The sequence below is a fragment of the Luteimonas mephitis DSM 12574 genome (assembly GCF_000422305.1).
GTDB classification, from domain to species: Bacteria; Pseudomonadota; Gammaproteobacteria; order Xanthomonadales; family Xanthomonadaceae; genus Luteimonas; species Luteimonas mephitis.
The window spans coordinates 114,682-132,880 of the sequence record NZ_KE383816.1 but is presented as its reverse complement, the minus strand read 5'-3'; the positions used below and the strand labels follow the sequence as shown (position 1 = coordinate 132,880).

Here is an 18,199-nt window from a genome sequence, read left to right as displayed (position 1 = left end):
GATGGACAGGAGCCGGACGTGTTGAATGCTTCCCCAGACCTGGTGGTGATGATGCAGGCCGCGCGCGCGGCCGGCGACGGGCTGAAGGCGCATTTCGCCCGCCTGCCGGAGATCACCGTGCGCAGCAAGAGCGGACCGGCCGACCTGGTGTCGATCGCCGACGAGGAGGCCGAGCGCACCATCCGCGGGCTGCTGTCCGCGGCGCGGCCGGACTATGGCTTCCTCGGCGAGGAAAGCGGTGCGTTCGCAGGCAGCGACGACGGCCACACCTGGATCGTCGACCCGCTCGACGGCACCACCAACTTCCTGTTCGGCTGCCCGTTGTGGGGCGTCAACGTCGCGCTGGCCCGCAACGGCCGCATCGTGGCCGGCGTCACCCACCTGCCGATCCTCGACGAGTTCTACGTCGCCGAGCTCGGCGGCGGCGCCTGGTGCAACGGCCGGCGCATCCACGTCTCCACGCGCGGACGGCTGATCGAGGCGGTGCTCGCCTGCGGCATTCCGTTCGCCGGCAAGCCCGACCATCCGCTGTTCGCGCGCGAGATGGCCCTGCTCAGCGAAGCCACCGCCGGCATCCGCCGCACCGGCGCCTGTTCGGTGGACATGGCCTGGGTGGCCGCCGGGCGCTGGGATGCCTACTGGGAGCGCGCGCTGATGGCGTGGGACATGGCGCCGGGCGTGATCCTGGTGCAGGAGGCCGGCGGCGACGCCAGCGCCGTCGACGGCGGGCCGCTGGATCTGCACGGCGGCACCGTGTGCGTGTCGAATGGCGCGATTCGGGAGCCGCTGATGGACGTGCTCAACCGTGTGCTTGCAGAGGGAGGGGTTTGACCATGCGCAGGCGCGTCTTCCTCAGGACCGGCGGGTTGATGGCGCTGCTGGCCGCGATGCCGCGCGCGTTCGCGCGCGCGGTGGGTTATCCGCGCGCGCTGCAGGGGCCGATGATCGGCGCGCCCGGGCCCAACCACTTCACGGTCTGGACGCGCGCCAGCGGCCTGTTCGACGTGACCCTGGAATATTCCACCGACCGCGACTTCGCCACCGTGATCGAAGGGCCGACGGCAACGGCGACCGCGGACGATGAAGGCTGCGTGGTGCTGCGCGCCGAAGGCCTGCAGCCGGATACCGACTACTGGTACCGGCTGCGCTACGCCGGCGAGCACGACCGCCACCAGCCGCTGCCGCACCGCACCCGCACCGCGCCCGCGGGGCCGGCGGACTTCCGGGTCGCGTTCGGCTCCTGCTGCCGGATCCAGTTCGACCAGGAGCAGCGGATCTGGAACGCGGTGCGCGCGCTGGAGCCGGACATGTTCCTGTGGCTGGGCGACAACATCTACGCCGACAGCGACCAGGCGAACGCGCTGGTCGACCTGTACGCGCGCGGCCGCAGCGTCGAGCGGCTCGAGCCGCTGCTGCGCTCGGTGCCGCAGCTGGCCACCTGGGACGACCACGATTTCGGCTACAACGATTCGGACGGACGCAGCACGTCCAAGGCGCAGTCGCTGCGCGTGTTCCGCAGCTTCTGGGCCAATCCGGCGTATGGCGAGCGCGACAATCCCGGCGTCTATTTCCGCCAGCACTACGGCGGGGTCGATTTCTTCGTCCTCGACGGCCGCTACCACCGCGATCCCACCGACCAGGTCGACGATGCCGGCAAGACCATGCTCGGCGCCGCGCAGAAGGCCTGGCTCAAGCGCGAACTCAAGACCAGCACCGCGCCGTTCAAGGTGCTGGCGATCGGCGGCGGCTGGTCGTGCGCGGAGAACGAGGAAGGCGGCGATTCCTGGGCCGTGTACCTGACCGAGCGCACCGAGATCTTCGACTTCATCCGCGACGAGGGCATCGGCGGGGTGGTCTGCATCTCGGGCGACTCGCACATGGGCGAGCTCAACTGCATCCCGCGCTCGCAGCAGGGCGGCTACGACATCTACGACTTCTGCTCTTCGCCGCTGGCGCAGATGCCCGCTGCCAAGAACACCCGCCAGGCGCCCGAGGTGCGCGTGCGCGACACGTGGACGCGTTCGGTGAACGTCGGGCTGATGCGCTTCGACATGACCGGCGACACGCCGCAGCTGATCTACACCCTGCACGACGTGATGGGCGAACCGGTGTGGGATCCGCTGGTGCTCACCCCGGACGACCTGCGCAACGGCGCCCGCACCTGGGACAGCAAGTCGGATCCGGTGGAGCTGGAGCGGCTGGAGCGCTTCCGCGAGGGCGGCGGCTATTACGGGTTCGATCCGCCGCAGGGCTGGCCTAGCCACCCACACTACGACGGATCGTCAGACTGACCACGCCCGGCGTGCGCCGCCGGCGGATTTCGATCTGTTCGATCGCGCCGTCGGCGCGGGTGCCGTCGTAATTCTCGCGGCGCTCGGTGAAGTCGCGTCCGAACAGGTCGGTCGCTTCCGCCCGCAGCCGCCAGTGTTCGCCGATGCGGCGCTCGGCGAACAGCGTCCAGCCGGCGCCTTCGGATTCGCGGGTGACGCGGTCGTGGCGGTACTTGGTCTCGCGCTCGGCGATGTGTTCCACCAGCAGCCCCCAGCTTGCGCGCAGCGCGGGCAGCTCCTGGGAGAACTCGATCTCGCCCTCGAACGGCTTTTCCCCGGAGATGCCGCGACTGCGGCCGGTGACGGGGTCGGTCACGCGGCTGGTGCGCCACAGCGCCGTGGTGCGGATGCGGCCGCCGGGGATGCCCCAAGCGTCGAGCGGTGCGGCCAGGTCCAGCGACAGCGTGTCGCGTCGACCTGAACCGATGTTGCCCGGCGCGTCGAACACGTCGTCGTCGGTGACCACAAGCACGCGGTCCACCACGTCCTCGACGCGGTCGTGTGTCAAGCCAAGGGTCAGCGCCGCGTCTTCGCCGAAGCGGTGCTCCCAGGACAGCGTGCTGCGCCAGGTCTTGTCCGGCTCCAGTTCGGCGTTGCCGGCGCTCACGACGCCGCCGTCGAGCGAAGCCGAGGCGACGAAGTCCTTGAAGTCCAGCTGCCCGACCTCGCGCGAGAGCGCGAAGCGCCATTCGTCCGCGTCGCCCGCGTTCCAGCGCAGCGCGAGCCGCGGTTTGGCGTAGGTGAAGCCGCGCTGGCGCGGGCTGTCGCCGGACTGCGAGATGTCCGAGCGCTCGATCCGCAGGCCCGGTTCGATGGTCCAGCGGTCGGCCGGGCTCCAGGTGGCGCCGAGCGAGGCCTCGCTGCGGCGCTCGCGGATGCGCACGTCGGAACCGGGGAGGAGGACGTCGACGCCGTTCTCGCGCAATTGGCTCCCGCCGTCGAGCGAGTTGTACGCACCCTCCAGCGCAGCATTGAACGACAGCGCGTCCGAACGCGCGTGGGTCAAGCCGATGCGCGCGATCGACTCGCCGCTGTCGGTTTCGCCGGCGAAGCGCTCGTCGTCGTCGCCTTCGATCGAGTGCTCCAGTTCGTCGAGCTGGCCGCGCTGCACGCTGGCCATGGCCTCGAGCGTGGTGCGACCGCGGAACTGGCGCACGAAGCGCATTCCGACTTCGGCCTCGCGGTAGCGCTCCTGCTCGTCGATGTGCTCGGCATCGTCGACGTCCGATGCGCCGATGCGCGTGCTGGTGCGCACCCGCTCGCCGCGCAGCGCGCCGGTCAGCGACAGGCGTCCGGATGCGAACGCTTGGCGCCAGCCGGCGGTCGCTTCCCGGTTGCGTTCGATGGCACGCGTGTCCAGCGATTGGCGCGACGCGTCCGCACCTTCGCGCGTGACGATGCTGCCGCGACCGGTGTCGTCGTCGACCTCGCTGGCGGACTTCAACGACAGGTCCAGCGCGGTGTCGCCGCGGCGGCGACCGTACTCGAACTTCGCCAACGGTTCGCGTGTACCGCCGGTGGCGGCGGACAGCCCGGCCTCGACCGCCCACTCGGTGCTCGCGTCGTCGCGGCGCACCACGTTGGCCAGCACCGCGTACCCGCCCATGTCGATGCCCGGCGCGCCGGCGTGGATGAGTTCGATGCGTGCCACCGCCCGCGCCGGGATGCGCTTGAGCAGCGCGCTGGTGTCCTCGCGCTTGCTGGTCGGGCGCGCGCCGTCGAACAGCACGTTGCCGGCGGCGCCGGCGTAGCCGCGCACGTCGGCGTCGGATTCGACGATGGTGAATCCCGGTAGCCGCAGCACCATGTCGTAGGCGTTGGCAGGCGCAACGTCGTCGAAGTAGTCTGCGGCGTAGACCGTGCGCGAACGTGCATCGTCCCCGGACTGCGCGATGGCAGGGAGCGCGATGGCCGGATGCACGCTGGCGCAGGCGGCGAGCAGGCAGGCGTACAACAGAGCGTGGTGGTGATCCCGCCGCATGGCGTGTCTGGTTCCCCGGAAGTCGCTGCAAGGCTAGACTCGATACGCTGACGGCACGGACACGATCGATGTCAGGTTGCTGTCAGGAGGGGTTTCGCATGCTGCCCGCCATGAACATCCTGACCGGTCTTCCCCGCATCCGCCCGCTCGTGCTGGCGCTGTCCGTCGGCATTGCGGCCATCCTTCCCGTTCCCGTCGCGCTGGCGGACAAGAGCGACCACATCGAGGCGCGCGAGCTGCTGCGGCGCGGCGAGATCGTGCCGCTGGCGCAGATCCTCGAGGTCGTCGGCCATCGCGTGCCGGGCGACGTGATCGAGGTCGAGCTCGAGCGCGACGACGGCGTCTGGGAATACAAAGTCAAGGTCCTTACCGCCACGGGGCGCGTGCGCAAGCTCACCCTCGATGCGCGCAATGGCGCGGTGCTCAAGATCAAGGACGATTGATGCGTTGCCTGGTCGTCGAGGACGAGCCCGACATCCGCGCCGACCTGGCGCGCGCGCTCGAGGCGGCCGGATTCGTGGTGGACGCCGTCGCCGACGGCGAATCAGCCTGGTACCAGGGCGACGTCGAGGACTACGACGTGGTCATCCTCGACCTGGGCCTGCCGCAGCTCGACGGACTGACGGTGCTGCGGCGCTGGCGCGCGGCCGGGCGCACGTTCCCGGTGATCGTGGTCTCCGCGCGCGGCGACTGGACCGAGAAAGTCGAGGGCATCGAGGCTGGCGCGGACGACTACCTGTCCAAGCCGTTCCAGATGGGCGAGCTGGTCGCGCGCGTGCGCGGACTGGTGCGACGCGGCGCCGGCAAGCTTTCGCCGGTGATCGAGATCGGCCGGCTGCGCCTGGACACGGTGCGCATGAGCGCCGCGTTCGACGGCGCGCCTGCGCGGATCTCGCCGCTGGAATTCCGCCTGCTCGACTACCTGGCCCACCAGCCCGGGCGCGCGGTGCCGGCTGGCGAGCTGGCCGAACACCTGTACGGCGCCACAGAAAGCGGCGATGCGAACGCGATCGAGGCGATCGTGGCGCGTCTGCGGCGCAAGTTCGGCAGCGAGGTCATCGCCACCCGGCGCGGCTTCGGCTACCTCCTGGAACAGGGCGGGTGATCGCGCGGTCGCTGCGCTGGCGCCTGCTGCTGGCCGCGGCGGCGGCGATCCTGGTGGCGCTGGCGATCGCGTGGGCGTTCATGACGCTGCTGTTCGGGCGGCACCTGGAGCGACAGCTCGAAGTGGAGATGACGCGCGGCGCGCTGGTGCTGGTCGCGGGCCTGGAGTTGCCGCCGGCGGGTGCGCCGACGCTGGCCGCGCAGCCGGTGGACCCGCGCCTGGACAAGCCCGCCGGCGGCTACTACTGGCAGGTGTCCGCGCGCGAAGGTGCACTGCGTTCGCGCTCGCTCTGGGATGCGGCGCTGCCGGTGCCCGCCGACGTCCCCGCCGATGGCTGGCGGATGCGCCGCGCGCCCGGCCCCTTCGGGCAACCGGTGGCGGTGCTCGAACGCAGCCTGGTCATCGACTCCGACCACGCGCCGGTGGTGGTGCAGATGGCGCAGGACACCACGCCGCTGGCAACGGCGCGCGCGGGCTTCGCGCGTGAACTGGCGGTATTCCTCGCGATTCTCTGGGCAGTGCTGTCGGCGGCGGCATGGCTGCAGGTCAAGCTGGGACTGTTGCCGTTGGCGCGGATTCGCGGCGACCTGGTGAAACTGGAGGAAGATGCGGATGCGCGCCTGCCGCCGGCGCGCCTGCGCGAGATCCAGCCGCTGGTGCAGGCGATCAATTCACTGGCCGATGCGCGCGCCGGCGAACTCGAGTTTGCGCGCCACCGGGCCGCGGACCTGGCACACGGATTGAAGACACCGTTGGCGGCATTGGCCGCGCAGAGTCGCCGCGCGCGCGAGGCCGGCGCCGACTCCGCCGCGGAAGGCATGGACCGCGCCATCGCCGTGATCGGCCGCGTGGTCGAAGCAGAGCTGGCGCGGATGCGGTTGGCGCGGATGGGGCGCCTGCCCGGCGCCAGCGCGAACGTGCGCGCGGTGGTCGAGCGGCTGGTGAACGTGCTCGAGCACACCGAACAGGGTGGCCAGCTCGCCTTCGCCATCGACATCCCCGCCGCCCTGCAGCTGTCGATGCAGGACGAACACCTCTCCGAGATCGTCGGCGCGGTGCTCGAGAACGCGGTCAAGTACGCGCGGCGCCAGGTACGCATCATCGGCGCCGCCGGGCCGGAATGGACCAGCCTGTCCGTCGAGGACGACGGCGCCGGCATCCCTCCGCAACTGCTGGAACAGGCGTTGGTCCGCGGCAGCCGCCTGGACGAGGCGGGTGGCAGCGGCCTTGGCCTGTCGATCGCGCGCGAGATGGTCGAGGCCAGCCACGGCCGTATCCTCCTGGATGCCTCGCCGCTGGGCGGGCTGCGCGTGCGCTTTGCCTGGGGTGCGGGCGTCGCCGTTTGAGCGTGTCGTCTTCACGGCGTCTCCACCCCGGAAACGGCAGCCTTCACAAACCTGAAGACACCACCCCGATTCATAACTTTGCTGGAGCAGGCATGCGCGGATCAACGGAACCGGGCGGTCTCGTCCTCATCGTCGAGGACAACCGCAACATCTCGGAAATGGTGGGCGAATACCTGGAGGGTCGCGGGTTCGAAGTCGACTACGCCTCCGACGGCCTGGATGGCTATCGCCTCGCGGCCGAGAACACCTATGACGTCGTCGTGCTCGACCTGATGCTGCCGCGGCTCGACGGCATCGAGGTGTGCAAGCGGCTGCGCGAGGAAGCGCGCAAGTCGACGCCGGTACTGATGCTGACCGCCCGCGACACGCTTGACGAGAAGCTCACCGGCCTGGGCGCCGGCGCCGACGACTACCTGACCAAGCCGTTCGCGATCCAGGAACTCGAGGCCCGCCTGCGCGCGCTGATCCGGCGCGAGCGCCGGCAGGTCGGCTCGGAAGTGCTCAAGGTCGCCGACCTGGTGCTGGACCCGGCCTCGCTGCGCGCCACCCGCGGCGGCAACGAGCTGCAGCTCTCGCCGATCGGGCTGAAGCTGCTCACGATCCTGATGCGCGAGTCGCCGCGGGTGGTCAACCGGCAGGAGATCGAGCGCGAGATCTGGGGCAACAGCCTGCCCGACTCGGACACCCTGCGCAGCCACCTGTACAACCTGCGCAAGACCATCGACAAGCCGTTCGACAAGCCGCTGCTGCATACCGTGCAGAGCGCCGGCTACCGGATCGCCGACATCGAGCAGCCGCCGAGCTGACGCCGGCGCCTGCTCGCCATCATGCCCGAAGGCCTGCCTCGCAAGCTTCGCCACGCCTTCATCCTGCAGGTGATGCTGGCAAGCGTTGTCGTGATCGTCGGCGCCGTCGCTACCAGCAGCATCGTCAAGGAAGCGTTGACCGGGCAGCAGCTGCGCAGCGAAGCCCAGGAGTTCTGGAACGGCCGCGCGCGCGACCCGGCGTATCCGCTGCCCCGCACTTCGACCCTGCATGGCTACTTCGTCGCCAGCGGAGAGCAGCATGATCGCGTGCCCGCCGGGCTGCGCGGTTACGGCGCCGGCGTGTTCGACCTGCCAGGCCGCAATCGCAAGCTGATCGTCGAAGAACGACCGCAGGGACGGCTTTACCTGGTGATGTCGTTCGACCTGCTCGACGCGATCATCCGTCGCGCGGGGCTGGTGACGATGCTGCTGGCCCTGCTGGCCGTCTACCTGACCACGTGGCTGACCTACCGCACGTCGAAGCGGCTGGTGACCCCGGTAAGCTGGCTGGCAGGCCAGGTTGCCCGCTGGGATCCGGGCAGGCCGGACATGCACACCATTGCGCCCGGCCACGTGCCGGGTGACGGCGGCGACGAAGTCGGGCAGCTGACCAGCGCGCTGCGCAACCTGGCACGGCGTACCCGCGACCTGGTCGCCCGCGAGCGCGACTTCACCCGCGACGCCAGCCATGAACTGCGTACGCCGCTGACCGTGATCCGGGTGGCGACCGACATGATGCTGGCCGACGCGGACATTCCGTCGAGGGGGCATCGCACGCTGCTGCGGATGCGGCAGGCCGGGCGCGACATGGAGGCGATCATCGACGCTTTCCTGATCCTGGCCCGCGAGCGTGGAGAGGCCCCGCTGACCGAGGATTTCGACGTTGCCGCAATCGTCGACGAGGAGGTCGAGAAGGTGCGCCCGCTGCTCGCCGGAAAGCCCGTGGAGCTGGAAGTGGTTGCGGCGGCGTCGCCGCGCCTGCACGCGTCGCCGCGCGTGCTGGCTGTGATGCTCGGGCAGGTGCTGGACAACGCCTGCGTGTTCACCGAGCGTGGACGCATCGAGGTGCGCATCGAGCGCGGCAGCTTGGTCGTCGCCGACACCGGCATCGGGATGGCGCCCGAGGTGCTGGACCGCGCCTGGGACCCGTTCTATCGCGCCGACCTTGTCAACCCGACCGGCAAGGGCATGGGCCTGCCGATCGTGCGCCGGCTGGCCGAGCGCTTCGGCTGGACCGTGAACCTGGGCAGCACGCCGGGGGTCGGGACGGTCGTGACCATCGACTTCGCCCGCGATGTGCTTGCCTGAGATCCTTGCCGCGCGTGCAGACAGGGTTCCATCGCCGGCCGCCTGCTGCAGGCGGAGGCTGTCAACCCGTCACCTGCCTGCGCGTTGATTGACGTCGATATCCTTTCCCGTGAACGCGACGCATGAGCACACCCCGCAAGAAGCCGATCCCCTCCCGCGCGACGCGGCGCCTGCTGGTGGGCGCGGTCGTGGTTGCACTGGCGGTGCTGGCCGGGTGGTACTGGAAGGCCCATCGCGCCGCCGCCGATGAAGGCGCGTGGCGAACCACGACGGTCGAACGCGGCGACATCCGGGTGGCGATTTCCGCGACCGGCACGCTGAGCGCGATCTCGACCGTGACCGTCGGCAGCCAGGTCTCCGGCCAGGTCACCGATGTGCTGGTCGACTTCAACGACAAGGTCGCCAAGGGCCAGGTGATCGCGCGCATCGACCCGAGCACCTACGAAGCGCAGATCAACCAGGGCAACGCCCAGGTCGCCAGTGCGCAGGCGTCGCTGCGACAGGCGCAGGCCACGCTGGCCAACGCCGAGGCCGACTTCCGCCGCAAGTCCGAGCTGGGCGCGCAGCAGCTGGTGGCCAGGAGCGACATCGACCTCGCTCGCGCCGCGCGCGACCAGGCCCGGGCGCAGGTCAATTCGGCGCAGGCGCAGATCCGCCAGCAGGCCGCATCCACCGAGACCACCCGCATCAACCTCGGCCGCACCGTGATCCGTTCGCCGGTGGATGGCGTGGTGCTCACCCGCACCATCGAGCCGGGCCAGACCGTCGCCGCCTCCCTGCAGGCACCGGAGCTGTTCACCATCGCCGAAGACCTCGGCAAGATGAAGATCGAACTGGCGGTCGATGAATCCGACATCGGCCAGGTCAAGGCCGGGCAGGCGGTGTCGTTCACCGCCGACGCCTTCCCGGACCGCCAGTTCAAGGGTGTGGTCGAACAGGTGCGGCTGTCGGCGACGACCACCAACAACGTCGTCACCTATCCGGTCGTGGTCACCGTGGACAACACCGATGGCACCCTGCTGCCGGGCCTGACCGTGAACGCCGAGATCGAGGTCAGCAAGCGCGACGGCGTACTCAAGGTCGCCAATGCGGCGTTGCGCTACAAGCCGGCCGACGACGCCGCCGCGGCGGGACCGCAGGCGCGCGCCCCGCGCGGCAGCGGCGCCGGGGTTGCGGACGATCTCGCCCGCACCGCCGCAACGCTGAAGCTGGACGCCACGCAGCAGGCGGCGTTCGATGCCGCGATCGAAGCGATCAGGCAACGCCAGGCGGCGCGACAGGCCGCACCGCAACAGGGCGGTGGCAACAGCCTGTTCGGCGGGCGTGGCGGCGGTCCGCGGTCCGCGGGCGGTGGCGACGGATCGATGCAGGCGCAGATGCGCCAGCGCATGCTGGAGCGCTACCAGCAGGATTTCGCCGGTTTCCGCGCGTCGCTCGACGATGCCCGGCGCAAGCAGTGGGATGCCGCCGTCGCCGCGCTGGTCGGCGCGCGCCGCGCCCCGCTGTACAAGCTGGTCGGCGATCAACCGCAGATGACGATGGTGCGGATCGGCGCAAGCGACGGCACCAGCACCGAGGTGTCCGGCGACATCAAGGCCGGCGACGTGGTGGTCACCGGTGAGCGCGCGCGGCAATGAACGCGGCCGTCCAGCAGGCCGCGGTGATCGAGACGCGCGGCCTTGGCAAGGTCTACTCGCCGGGCACGCAGGCCGAGGTGGTCGCGCTCAGGGACGTGGACCTGCGCATCGGCCGCGGCGATTTCGTCGCGATCATGGGGCCGTCCGGCTCGGGCAAGTCCACGCTGATGAACCTGATCGGCTGCCTCGATACCGCGAGCAGCGGCCGCTACGCCTGCGACGGCGTCGACGTGTCGACCCTCGACGCCGAGGAGCTGGCGACCCTGCGCCGCGACAAGATCGGCTTCGTGTTCCAGGGCTTCAACCTGCTGCCGCGGATGACGGCGCTGGACAACGTGGCGATGCCGCTGGGCTACGCGCGCGTGCCCGTGGCCGAACGCCATGAGCGTGCGCGGCAGGCGCTGGCCGCGGTCGGCCTGGCCGAGCGCGCGGGCCACCTGCCCAGCGAGCTGTCCGGCGGCCAGCAGCAGCGCGTGGCGATCGCGCGCGCGCTGATCAACCAGCCGCCGATCCTGCTGGCCGACGAGCCCACCGGCGCGCTGGACAGCAAGACCGGCGAGGAGATCCTCGCGCTGTTCAAGCGGCTGCGCGATGCCGACCACACCGTGGTGCTGATCACCCACGATGCCGAAGTCGCCGCGCACGCGGACCGCACCTTCGTGATGCACGACGGCGAATTGCACGAGCAGGAACGCGGCTCGTGACACGCTCGCGGCCATGGCCGTTCCCATGGCCTCCCATGTCCCCGAATTCCTGACGTCGTTCCTCCAATTCCCAATCCCCAATCTCCAGTCCCCAGTCCCCAGCCCCCAGTCCCCAATCTCCAATCCCCAATCCCCAATCCCCAACCATGAACTTCACCGACATCCTGCGCACCGCCATCCACGCCCTGCGCGGCAACTGGATGCGCAGCGCGCTGACTTCGCTGGGCGTCATCATCGGCATCGCCGCGGTGATCGTGATGGTGTCCGTGGGGCAGGGCACGCAGCGCGAGATCGACAGCCTGGTGTCCGGCCTGGGCTCGCAGCGCCTGGACGTTTCGCCGGGTGCCGGCCGCGGCCCGGGCGGCGCGCGGCAGGGCGCAAGCAGTTTCTACACGCTGAGCGAAGGCGACGTGGATGCGATCCGCAGCGAGATCCCGGAGGTGCAGTACGTCGCCGGCGCGCTGCGCGGCAACACCCAGGTGGTGTTCGCCGAGAACAACGCCGCGACCAGCTGGCAGGGCGTGCAGCCGGACTGGTTCGCGATCAACGACTGGAAGATCGCCCAGGGCGACGGGTTCGAGGCGCAGGACTACAGCAGCGCCGCCAAGCACGTGATCATCGGCGAGACCGTGCGCCGTGAGTTGTTTGGCGACGACAGCGGCGTCGGCCAGACCATCCGCCTGGGCCGGGTGCCGTTCACCGTCGTCGGCACGCTGGCGCCGAAGGGACAGGGCGGCTTCGGGCAGGACCAGGACGACGTCCTGATGGTGCCGCTGGAAACCGGGCGCCGGCGCCTGCTCGGGATGATGGGCCTGCCGCCGAGCGCGGTGATGCAGATCGCGCTGACCGTCACCAGCGCCGACGACCTGGACTACGTGCAGGGCGAGGTCGAGGCGCTGCTGCGCCAGCGCCACAAGATCCGGCCCGGCGACGACGATGATTTCCGCGTGCGCAACATCAGCGAGATCGTTGCCACCCGCACCGCCACCACCAACCTGATGTCCAAGCTGCTGGGCGCTGTGGCGACGATCTGCCTGGTCATCGGCGGCATCGGCATCATGAACATCATGCTGGTGTCGGTGACCGAGCGCATCCGCGAGATCGGCCTGCGCATGGCGGTGGGCGCGGGTCCGTCCGACGTGCGCCGGCAGTTCCTCGCCGAGGCGATGCTGATCTCGCTGATCGGCGGGGTGATCGGCATCGCCATCGGCGTGGCCGGGGCGCTGCTGGTCGGCAAGTTCAGCGAACTGCCAGTGGCGCTGAACGGGCAGGTCGTGGCGCTGGCGGCGGTGTTCTCGATCAGCACCGGCCTGTTCTTCGGCTACTACCCGGCGCGCAAGGCCTCGCAGCTCGACCCGATCGAGGCGCTACGGCAGCAGTAGGCCGCGCGCTTCTGTCCGAAGATCGAGAGCTCGCGGCTGAAGCCGCTCCTGCAAAACCCGGGGCATCGCCGCCAATCGAATATCCTGTCGCGATGAACACGAAATCCCAACCTAGGCCCGTCGCGCTCGTCATCCATGGCGGGGCCGGCGTCATCGAACGCGACATGCTCGGCGCCGAGGACGAGCGCGCGATCCACGCCGATCTGGGCAAGGCGCTCGACGCCGGCCACGCCGTGCTCGACCGCGGCGGCAGCGCACTCGACGCGGTCGAGGCCGCGGTGCGCGCGCTGGAGGATTCGCCACGCTTCAACGCCGGCCACGGCGCGGTCTTCGATGCCGACGGCCGGCACGAACTGGACGCCTCGGTGATGGAAGGCCACACTCGCCGCGCCGGGGCGGTGGCGGGCGTCACCAGCATCCGCAATCCGGTCTCGCTGGCGCGCGCGGTAATGGAGCACTCGCCGCACGTGCTGCTGGTCGGTGCCGGCGCGAAGGATTTCGCCGATACGCGCAGCGATATCGAACAGGTTCCCAACGCGTACTTCGATACCCCGCACCGGCGACGCGAGCTGGAACAGGCGCAAGCGCGCGAATGTGCCGATGCCGATGCCGCGGAGAACCTCAAGGGCAAGTACTTCGGCACCGTCGGCGCGGTGGCGTTGGATGCGGACGGCCACATCGCCACCGCGACATCCACCGGCGGCATGACCAACAAGCGCTGGGGCCGGGTCGGCGACACGCCGCTGGTCGGCGCCGGTACATGGGCCGACGAACGCTGCGGGATCTCGGGCACCGGCTGGGGCGAATTTTTCATCCGCTGCGCCGTTGCGCACGACATCGCCGCGCGCGTGGCCTACCGCGGCGACACGCTGCAGGCTGCGACCGACGCGGTGATCCTTGGCGCGGTACCGGACCTGGGCGGCGACGGCGGCGCAATCGCGCTCGACCGCGACGGCAACATCGTCATGTCCTTCAACACCTCGGGCATGTACCGCGGCTGGGTGCGGCCGGACGGCACGCGCGGCACCGCGATCTTCCGCGAATAGGCCGGGCTGCACCGCGGCACTTTGCGGATCCTCCGGCCTCGCGCGCCGGCCATGCACCGACGCCCGCGAACCGCCGCAGGTCGGGGCTACGTACCCGACACCCCGCAGCGCTCCAATCCCGTGCGTCGTGGCTTAGCCCCGACCTGAGTGGAAGGCGATCAGCGCAGGTACGGCGCCACGATTCCCCGCCACAGTGCGTACCCCTCGCGGTTCATGTGCAGCCCGTCTTCGAGGAACAGCTCCGCGCGCGGCCTGCCGTCGGCATCGAGCATCGGCGTGGCGACGTCGATGAAGGCGACATCGCGCATCCGCGCCGCCTCGGCCTTCACCAGCGCGTTGGCGCGCTGCTGTGCCGGCAGCTGGTCGATGCGCGCCAGGCTCGGCTTGATCGCCAGCCAGGCGATCGGCACGCCGGGAAGGTCGCGGCGGATGCGGGCGACGAAGGCGCGGAAATCGTCGCGCACCTGCTCGGGCGTGCGCCCGGCATCGATGTCGTTGTCACCCGAATACAGCACCATCTGGCGCGGCTGGTAGTGGATCGCAACCTCGTCGGCATACCAGGTCGCATCGCGCAGCTGCGAGCCGCCGAAGCCGCGGTTGAGCACCGCACGGCCGGGGAAGTCCTCCGCCAGCGTCCGCCACATCCGCACCGAGGAGCTGCCGGTGAACACGATCGGATGCGCCGGCGGCGGATCGCGCGCGTCCTCGGCGGCGAAGCCGGCCATGTCGGTGGCCCACTTGGGTGAAGACACCGCTTCGGCGACAGGTGGCGTGGGCGCCCGGGCGGTCGTCTGTTCGACAGCGGTGCAGGCAACCAGGAGGGCGGCCAGCAGGATGGGCAGGAAGATCAGTCGCATGCGAGGCTCCCTGGGCCGGGGCCGCCAGTGGAACAGTGCCCGGAATCGATTGCAAATGCCGGGGTTCCAGCGCGGTCGGGCAGGCGTTGGACGCCGTCCATGTGGCAAAATTGCAGGATTCCAGCCTCCGGTCGCGGGACCCCGTCTTTTTCATGCAGCGGACTGCAGAATCTGCCCCATGCGGCCACGGCGCGACGGATCGATTCCGCCGGTGCGATGCCGGTTCCGCCATCGCTTCTCGTGGCGGGTGCTGAGGTGGCCGATGAAGTCGGGCACCTGCCGCGCGGACCGCGGCGGATCCTGAAGGCCACGATCTGGTCGCTGCAGGGCCTGCGTGCGGCGTGGCTGCACGAATCGTCGTTCCGGCTTGAAGTCTGCCTGTTCGTGCTGCTCGCGCCGCTGGCGGCGTGGCTTGGCGGCAGCGGCCTGGAGCGCGCGCTGCTGCTCGGGTCGATGCTGCTGGTGCTGGCCGCCGAGCTGCTCAACTCCGCGATCGAGGCGGTGATCGAACGTTACGGCGCCGAACACCATGAACTGGCCGGGCGCGCCAAGGACATGGGGTCAGCGGCGGTGTTCGTGCTGATGATGAATGTCTTGCTGTGCTGGGGATTGATCCTGGCGCCGCGCTGGACGTGAGGCCGGTGGCCATTGCCGCCGTGCCCTCCGCGCCCGAGGCCGCCGGGCCATTACTGAAGGAAACCGTTTGATGAGTTTGCAAATGCTGGCCGATCCGCAAGTCTGGATCCTGCTGTTGACGTTGAGTTCGATCGAGATCGTGCTGGGCATCGACAACCTCGTGTTCATTTCGATCGCGGTCAGCCGCCTGCCGGCGAGCCAGCGCGAGCGCGCGCGCAAGTTCGGCATCGCGGTGGCATGCCTGACGCGCATCGCGCTGCTGCTGACGCTGGCCTATCTGGCGCACATGAAGCAGGACCTGTTCACGCTGTTCGGCCAGGGCGTCTCGATCCGCGACCTGGTCCTGATCCTCGGCGGCGTGTTCCTGCTGGTGAAGGGCACGATGGAAATCCGCGACCTGGTCGCGGGTGAGGAAGAGTCCGAGGACATCAATACCAAGCCGGTCTCGTCCTTCGGCGCGGTGATCGCGCAGATCGCGGTGATCGACATCGTGTTCTCGCTCGACTCGGTGATCGCCGCGGTCGGCATGGCCGACCAGTACGTGCCGGTGATGGTGGCGGCGATCCTGCTGGCGGTGGCGGTGATGCTGCTGGCCGCGCGGCCGCTGGGCCAGTTCATCGACAACAACCCGACGATCAAGATGCTGGCGCTCGCGTTCATCGTGCTGATCGGTGCCTACCTGCTCGTCGACGGCCTCGGCATCCACCTGCCCAAGGGCTACATCTACGGCGCGATGGGCTTCTCTGCCGCGGTGGAATCGCTGAACCTGTGGGCCAAGCGCCGCGCGCGGCTGCGCGGCGAGGAGCCCTGAAGGAGCGCGCCCGGAAAGGCGTTGCGCCGGAGGGCGCGGGATGCTGCAATGCCGGCGTCTTCCCAACGGAGCCGGACCATGCGCTTGATCCTGTTGATGGTGCTCGCCGCGCTGCTCAGCGGCTGCGGATACAACCAGATCCAGCAGAAGGACGAAGCGGTCAAGGCCGGCTGGTCGGAGGTACTCAACCAGTACAAGCGCCGCGCCGACCTGATTCCCAACCTGGTCAGCACGGTGAAGGGCTACGCGGCGCACGAGCAGCAGGTGCTCACCCAGGTGACCGAGGCGCGCGCCAAGGTCGGGCAGATCAACGTCAATGCCGACGACGCGGCCTCGCTGCAGCAGTTCCAGCAGGCGCAGGGCGAACTGTCGGGCGCGCTGTCGCGGCTGATGGCGGTGGTGGAGAGCTATCCCAACCTCAAGGCCGACCAGGCCTTCCTGAACCTGCAGACCCAGCTCGAGGGCACCGAGAACCGGATCACCGTGGCGCGCGGCCGCTACATCCAGCTGGTGCAGGACTACAACACCTACATCCGCTCGTTCCCGCAGAACCTGGTGGCGATGATGTTCGGCTACAAGCAGAAGCCCAACTTCACGGTCGAGAACGAACGCGCGATCCAGGAAGCGCCCGCGGTCGACTTCGGGCAGGCGCCTGCAACGCCGCAGCAACCGCCGCCGCCGCAGCCGGCCAACTGAGCCGGCGCGGGCCGGGATGATGTCGCCGCGGCCGGGCTGGGCCGGCGCACTGCTGCTGGCGCTGGTGCTGGCGGTGCTGCCGTCGGCGCAGGTGCGCGCGCAGCAGCTCGCCGCGATCCCGCCGCTGGATTCGCCGGTGGTCGATGCCACCGGCACGATCGATGCCGCGGACAGGCAGCAGCTCGAACAGCAGGCGCTGGCGCTGCAGCGGCGCAAGGGCAGCCAGCTGCAGGTGCTGGTGGTGGCGAGCACGCAGCCCGAGTCGATCGAGCAGTACACGCAGCGCGTGTTCGACCAGTGGAAGCTCGGCCGCAAGGGCACCGATGACGCGGTGCTGGTGGTGGTGGCCAGGGACGACCGACGCGTGCGCATCCAGCCCGGCTATGGCCTGGAGGGCGCAATTCCCGACATCACCGCCGGGCGCATCATCCAGGAGTACATGGCGCCGAAGTTCCGCGCCGGCGACTACGGCGGCGGCATCGTCGACGCCACCGCGGTGCTGGTGAAGCTGATCGACGGCGAACCGCTGCCGGCGCCGATCGCCGACAACCGCGGCAGGCAGGAGAGTGGCGGCGACTGGCTGTTCGCGCTGTTCGCGGCGTTCATCGCCGCCAGCTTCGTGCGCGGCGTATTCGGCCGCACGCCGGCCGGCGTGCGCGGGGTGCTGACCGGCGGTGCCGCGGGCGGGGTGGCGTGGCTGCTGTCGTCGCTGCTCGGCCTCGGCGGCGTTGCGGCGCTGCTCGGATTCCTCTACGGCCTGGTTAAGGTGCCGGCCGGGAGCTATGCGCGCCACGGCGGCTGGGGCGGGTTCGGCGGTGGAGGCGGCTGGGGCGGAGGCGGCTTCGGCGGCGGTTCGGGCGGCGGCTTTGGCGGTGGCGGAGGCGGCTGGTCCGGCGGCGGTGGCATGAGCGGGGGCGGCGGCGCCTCGGGGAGCTGGTGATGGCGGAACGAATCGCGCGCCTGCTGCGACACGTGTTCGCCGGGCCGGCGGGCCGCCTGTTTCCCGCGGCCAGCCTGCAGCGCATCGCTGACGCCGTCAGCGCGGGCGAGGCACGCCATCGCGGCGAAATCTGCTTCGCGGTAGAGCCCGCGCTGCCGCTGCGGCAGTTGCTGCGCGGCGTGCAGGCCCGGGACCGCGCGCACGACGTGTTTGCGCAGCTGAGGGTCTGGGATACCCAGGCCAACAGCGGCGTGCTGGTCTACCTGCTGCTGGCCGATCGCCGCATCGAGGTCGTCGCCGACCGTGGCCTTGCCGGCCTGGTCAGCGCGGAGCAGTGGCGCGGGGCCTGCGCGCTGATGGAGGAACGCCTGCGTGCCGGCGAGCCGGAGGCGGCAATCGTGGCCGGCGTGGCGGCGATCTCGGACCTGCTTGCCGCGCATTTCCCGCGCACTCCCGGCGACGCCGACGAGAACGAACTGCCGGACCTGCCGCGCGTGCTCTGAAGCGCGGGGTGCGGGCACCCCGATGCGGCACGTTGCCATCGCGCGGGTGCGTGGCGAACGCGATCCGGGCAAGCGCGGCCTTCCACGGCACGGCACAATAGGCGCGGACGA

The 18,199-nt window shown here is 70.1% G+C and carries 18 protein-coding genes; 16 read left to right on the top strand and 2 right to left on the bottom strand.

What is annotated here, in order from left to right; all coding sequences use genetic code 11:
- Positions 1-21 precede the first annotated feature (21 nt).
- Positions 22-831, top strand: a complete 810-nt coding sequence (locus H570_RS17245; RefSeq protein WP_156899951.1) for an inositol monophosphatase family protein — start codon at positions 22-24, stop codon at positions 829-831.
- A gap of 2 nt (positions 832-833) precedes the next feature.
- Positions 834-2,291: an alkaline phosphatase D family protein gene (locus H570_RS17240; protein ID WP_036135977.1), complete on the top strand. Its 1,458-nt coding sequence runs from the start codon at positions 834-836 to the stop codon at positions 2,289-2,291.
- On the opposite strand, the gene H570_RS0110685 is transcribed toward H570_RS17240, so the two are convergent.
- Entirely contained in the window at positions 2,257-4,284 is a 2,028-nt protein-coding gene (locus tag H570_RS0110685) for a TonB-dependent receptor plug domain-containing protein (RefSeq protein WP_027080727.1), read from the bottom strand. The two genes, H570_RS17240 and H570_RS0110685, sit on opposite strands and share 35 nt — an antisense overlap.
- A 125-nt stretch (positions 4,285-4,409) precedes the next feature.
- Between H570_RS0110685 and H570_RS0110680 the strand changes: the two genes are divergently transcribed.
- The 9 genes from H570_RS0110680 to H570_RS0110640 all read left to right on the top strand — a co-directional run bounded on the left by H570_RS0110680 (position 4,410) and on the right by H570_RS0110640 (position 13,645).
- The gene (locus H570_RS0110680; RefSeq protein WP_051176314.1) at positions 4,410-4,754 is read left to right on the top strand and encodes a PepSY domain-containing protein; all 345 of its coding nucleotides are present in this window, start codon (positions 4,410-4,412) and stop codon (positions 4,752-4,754) included.
- Positions 4,754-5,416, top strand: a complete 663-nt coding sequence (locus H570_RS0110675; RefSeq protein WP_027080725.1) for a response regulator transcription factor — start codon at positions 4,754-4,756, stop codon at positions 5,414-5,416. Before H570_RS0110680 ends, H570_RS0110675 begins: the two co-directional genes overlap by 1 nt.
- Positions 5,413-6,762, top strand: coding sequence for a sensor histidine kinase (locus tag H570_RS0110670; protein ID WP_027080724.1), 1,350 nt, complete (start codon positions 5,413-5,415; stop codon positions 6,760-6,762). The genes H570_RS0110675 and H570_RS0110670 overlap by 4 nt, the downstream gene beginning before the upstream one ends.
- Positions 6,763-6,854: 92 nt before the next feature.
- A complete protein-coding gene (locus H570_RS0110665) occupies positions 6,855-7,568 on the top strand; it encodes a response regulator transcription factor (protein ID WP_027080723.1) in 714 nt (237 codons plus the stop codon).
- 21 nt (positions 7,569-7,589) lie between these two features.
- Positions 7,590-8,876: a sensor histidine kinase gene (locus H570_RS0110660; protein ID WP_027080722.1), complete on the top strand. Its 1,287-nt coding sequence runs from the start codon at positions 7,590-7,592 to the stop codon at positions 8,874-8,876.
- A gap of 122 nt (positions 8,877-8,998) precedes the next feature.
- Complete coding sequence (locus H570_RS0110655) at positions 8,999-10,513, top strand: efflux RND transporter periplasmic adaptor subunit (protein ID WP_051176313.1); 1,515 nt, start codon at positions 8,999-9,001, stop codon at positions 10,511-10,513.
- The gene (locus H570_RS0110650) at positions 10,510-11,217 is read left to right on the top strand and encodes an ABC transporter ATP-binding protein (RefSeq protein ID WP_027080720.1); all 708 of its coding nucleotides are present in this window, start codon (positions 10,510-10,512) and stop codon (positions 11,215-11,217) included. The genes H570_RS0110655 and H570_RS0110650 overlap by 4 nt, the downstream gene beginning before the upstream one ends.
- Before the next feature lie 146 nt (positions 11,218-11,363).
- Entirely contained in the window at positions 11,364-12,599 is a 1,236-nt protein-coding gene (locus H570_RS0110645; RefSeq protein WP_027080719.1) for an ABC transporter permease, read from the top strand.
- 92 nt (positions 12,600-12,691) lie between these two features.
- Entirely contained in the window at positions 12,692-13,645 is a 954-nt protein-coding gene (locus H570_RS0110640; RefSeq protein WP_036135971.1) for an isoaspartyl peptidase/L-asparaginase family protein, read from the top strand.
- A gap of 158 nt (positions 13,646-13,803) precedes the next feature.
- Here the strand turns inward: H570_RS0110640 and H570_RS0110635 are convergent, their stop codons facing one another.
- Positions 13,804-14,502 (bottom strand): SGNH/GDSL hydrolase family protein, encoded by a 699-nt coding sequence (locus H570_RS0110635; protein WP_027080717.1) that lies wholly within the window; start codon positions 14,500-14,502, stop codon positions 13,804-13,806.
- 255 nt (positions 14,503-14,757) lie between these two features.
- On the opposite strand from H570_RS0110635, the gene H570_RS0110630 reads away from it, so the two are divergent.
- The 5 genes from H570_RS0110630 (at position 14,758) to H570_RS0110610 (ending at position 18,088) form a co-directional block, all read left to right on the top strand.
- A complete protein-coding gene (locus H570_RS0110630) occupies positions 14,758-15,138 on the top strand; it encodes a diacylglycerol kinase (protein ID WP_027080716.1) in 381 nt (126 codons plus the stop codon).
- A gap of 70 nt (positions 15,139-15,208) precedes the next feature.
- Entirely contained in the window at positions 15,209-15,949 is a 741-nt protein-coding gene (locus tag H570_RS0110625) for a TerC family protein (RefSeq protein ID WP_027080715.1), read from the top strand.
- A 78-nt stretch (positions 15,950-16,027) separates the two neighbouring features.
- Entirely contained in the window at positions 16,028-16,645 is a 618-nt protein-coding gene (locus H570_RS0110620; RefSeq protein WP_027080714.1) for a LemA family protein, read from the top strand.
- Between the two features lie 19 nt (positions 16,646-16,664).
- Positions 16,665-17,585, top strand: a complete 921-nt coding sequence (locus tag H570_RS0110615; protein ID WP_027080713.1) for a TPM domain-containing protein — start codon at positions 16,665-16,667, stop codon at positions 17,583-17,585.
- On the top strand, positions 17,585-18,088 hold the full coding sequence (locus H570_RS0110610) for a TPM domain-containing protein (RefSeq protein ID WP_036135968.1): 504 nt from the start codon (positions 17,585-17,587) through the stop codon (positions 18,086-18,088). The genes H570_RS0110615 and H570_RS0110610 overlap by 1 nt, the downstream gene beginning before the upstream one ends.
- Positions 18,089-18,199 lie beyond the last annotated feature (111 nt).

What these genes read in the sequence shown, in the direction of transcription:
- H570_RS0110675 (WP_027080725.1), top strand. Translation starts at nt 4,754, where the DNA reads ATGCGTTGCCTGGTCGTCGAGGACGAGCCCGACATCCGCGCCGACCTG.
- H570_RS0110680 (WP_051176314.1), top strand. Translation starts at nt 4,410, where the DNA reads ATGCTGCCCGCCATGAACATCCTGACCGGTCTTCCCCGCATCCGCCCG.
- H570_RS0110650 (WP_027080720.1), top strand. Translation starts at nt 10,510, where the DNA reads ATGAACGCGGCCGTCCAGCAGGCCGCGGTGATCGAGACGCGCGGCCTT.
- H570_RS0110620 (WP_027080714.1), top strand. Translation starts at nt 16,028, where the DNA reads ATGCGCTTGATCCTGTTGATGGTGCTCGCCGCGCTGCTCAGCGGCTGC.
- H570_RS0110660 (WP_027080722.1), top strand. Translation starts at nt 7,590, where the DNA reads ATGCCCGAAGGCCTGCCTCGCAAGCTTCGCCACGCCTTCATCCTGCAG.
- H570_RS0110635 (WP_027080717.1), bottom strand. Translation starts at nt 14,502, where the DNA reads ATGCGACTGATCTTCCTGCCCATCCTGCTGGCCGCCCTCCTGGTTGCC.
- H570_RS0110610 (WP_036135968.1), top strand. Translation starts at nt 17,585, where the DNA reads ATGGCGGAACGAATCGCGCGCCTGCTGCGACACGTGTTCGCCGGGCCG.
- H570_RS0110655 (WP_051176313.1), top strand. Translation starts at nt 8,999, where the DNA reads ATGAGCACACCCCGCAAGAAGCCGATCCCCTCCCGCGCGACGCGGCGC.
- H570_RS0110645 (WP_027080719.1), top strand. Translation starts at nt 11,364, where the DNA reads ATGAACTTCACCGACATCCTGCGCACCGCCATCCACGCCCTGCGCGGC.
- H570_RS0110640 (WP_036135971.1), top strand. Translation starts at nt 12,692, where the DNA reads ATGAACACGAAATCCCAACCTAGGCCCGTCGCGCTCGTCATCCATGGC.
- H570_RS0110615 (WP_027080713.1), top strand. Translation starts at nt 16,665, where the DNA reads ATGTCGCCGCGGCCGGGCTGGGCCGGCGCACTGCTGCTGGCGCTGGTG.
- H570_RS0110665 (WP_027080723.1), top strand. Translation starts at nt 6,855, where the DNA reads ATGCGCGGATCAACGGAACCGGGCGGTCTCGTCCTCATCGTCGAGGAC.
- H570_RS17240 (WP_036135977.1), top strand. Translation starts at nt 834, where the DNA reads ATGCGCAGGCGCGTCTTCCTCAGGACCGGCGGGTTGATGGCGCTGCTG.
- H570_RS0110625 (WP_027080715.1), top strand. Translation starts at nt 15,209, where the DNA reads ATGAGTTTGCAAATGCTGGCCGATCCGCAAGTCTGGATCCTGCTGTTG.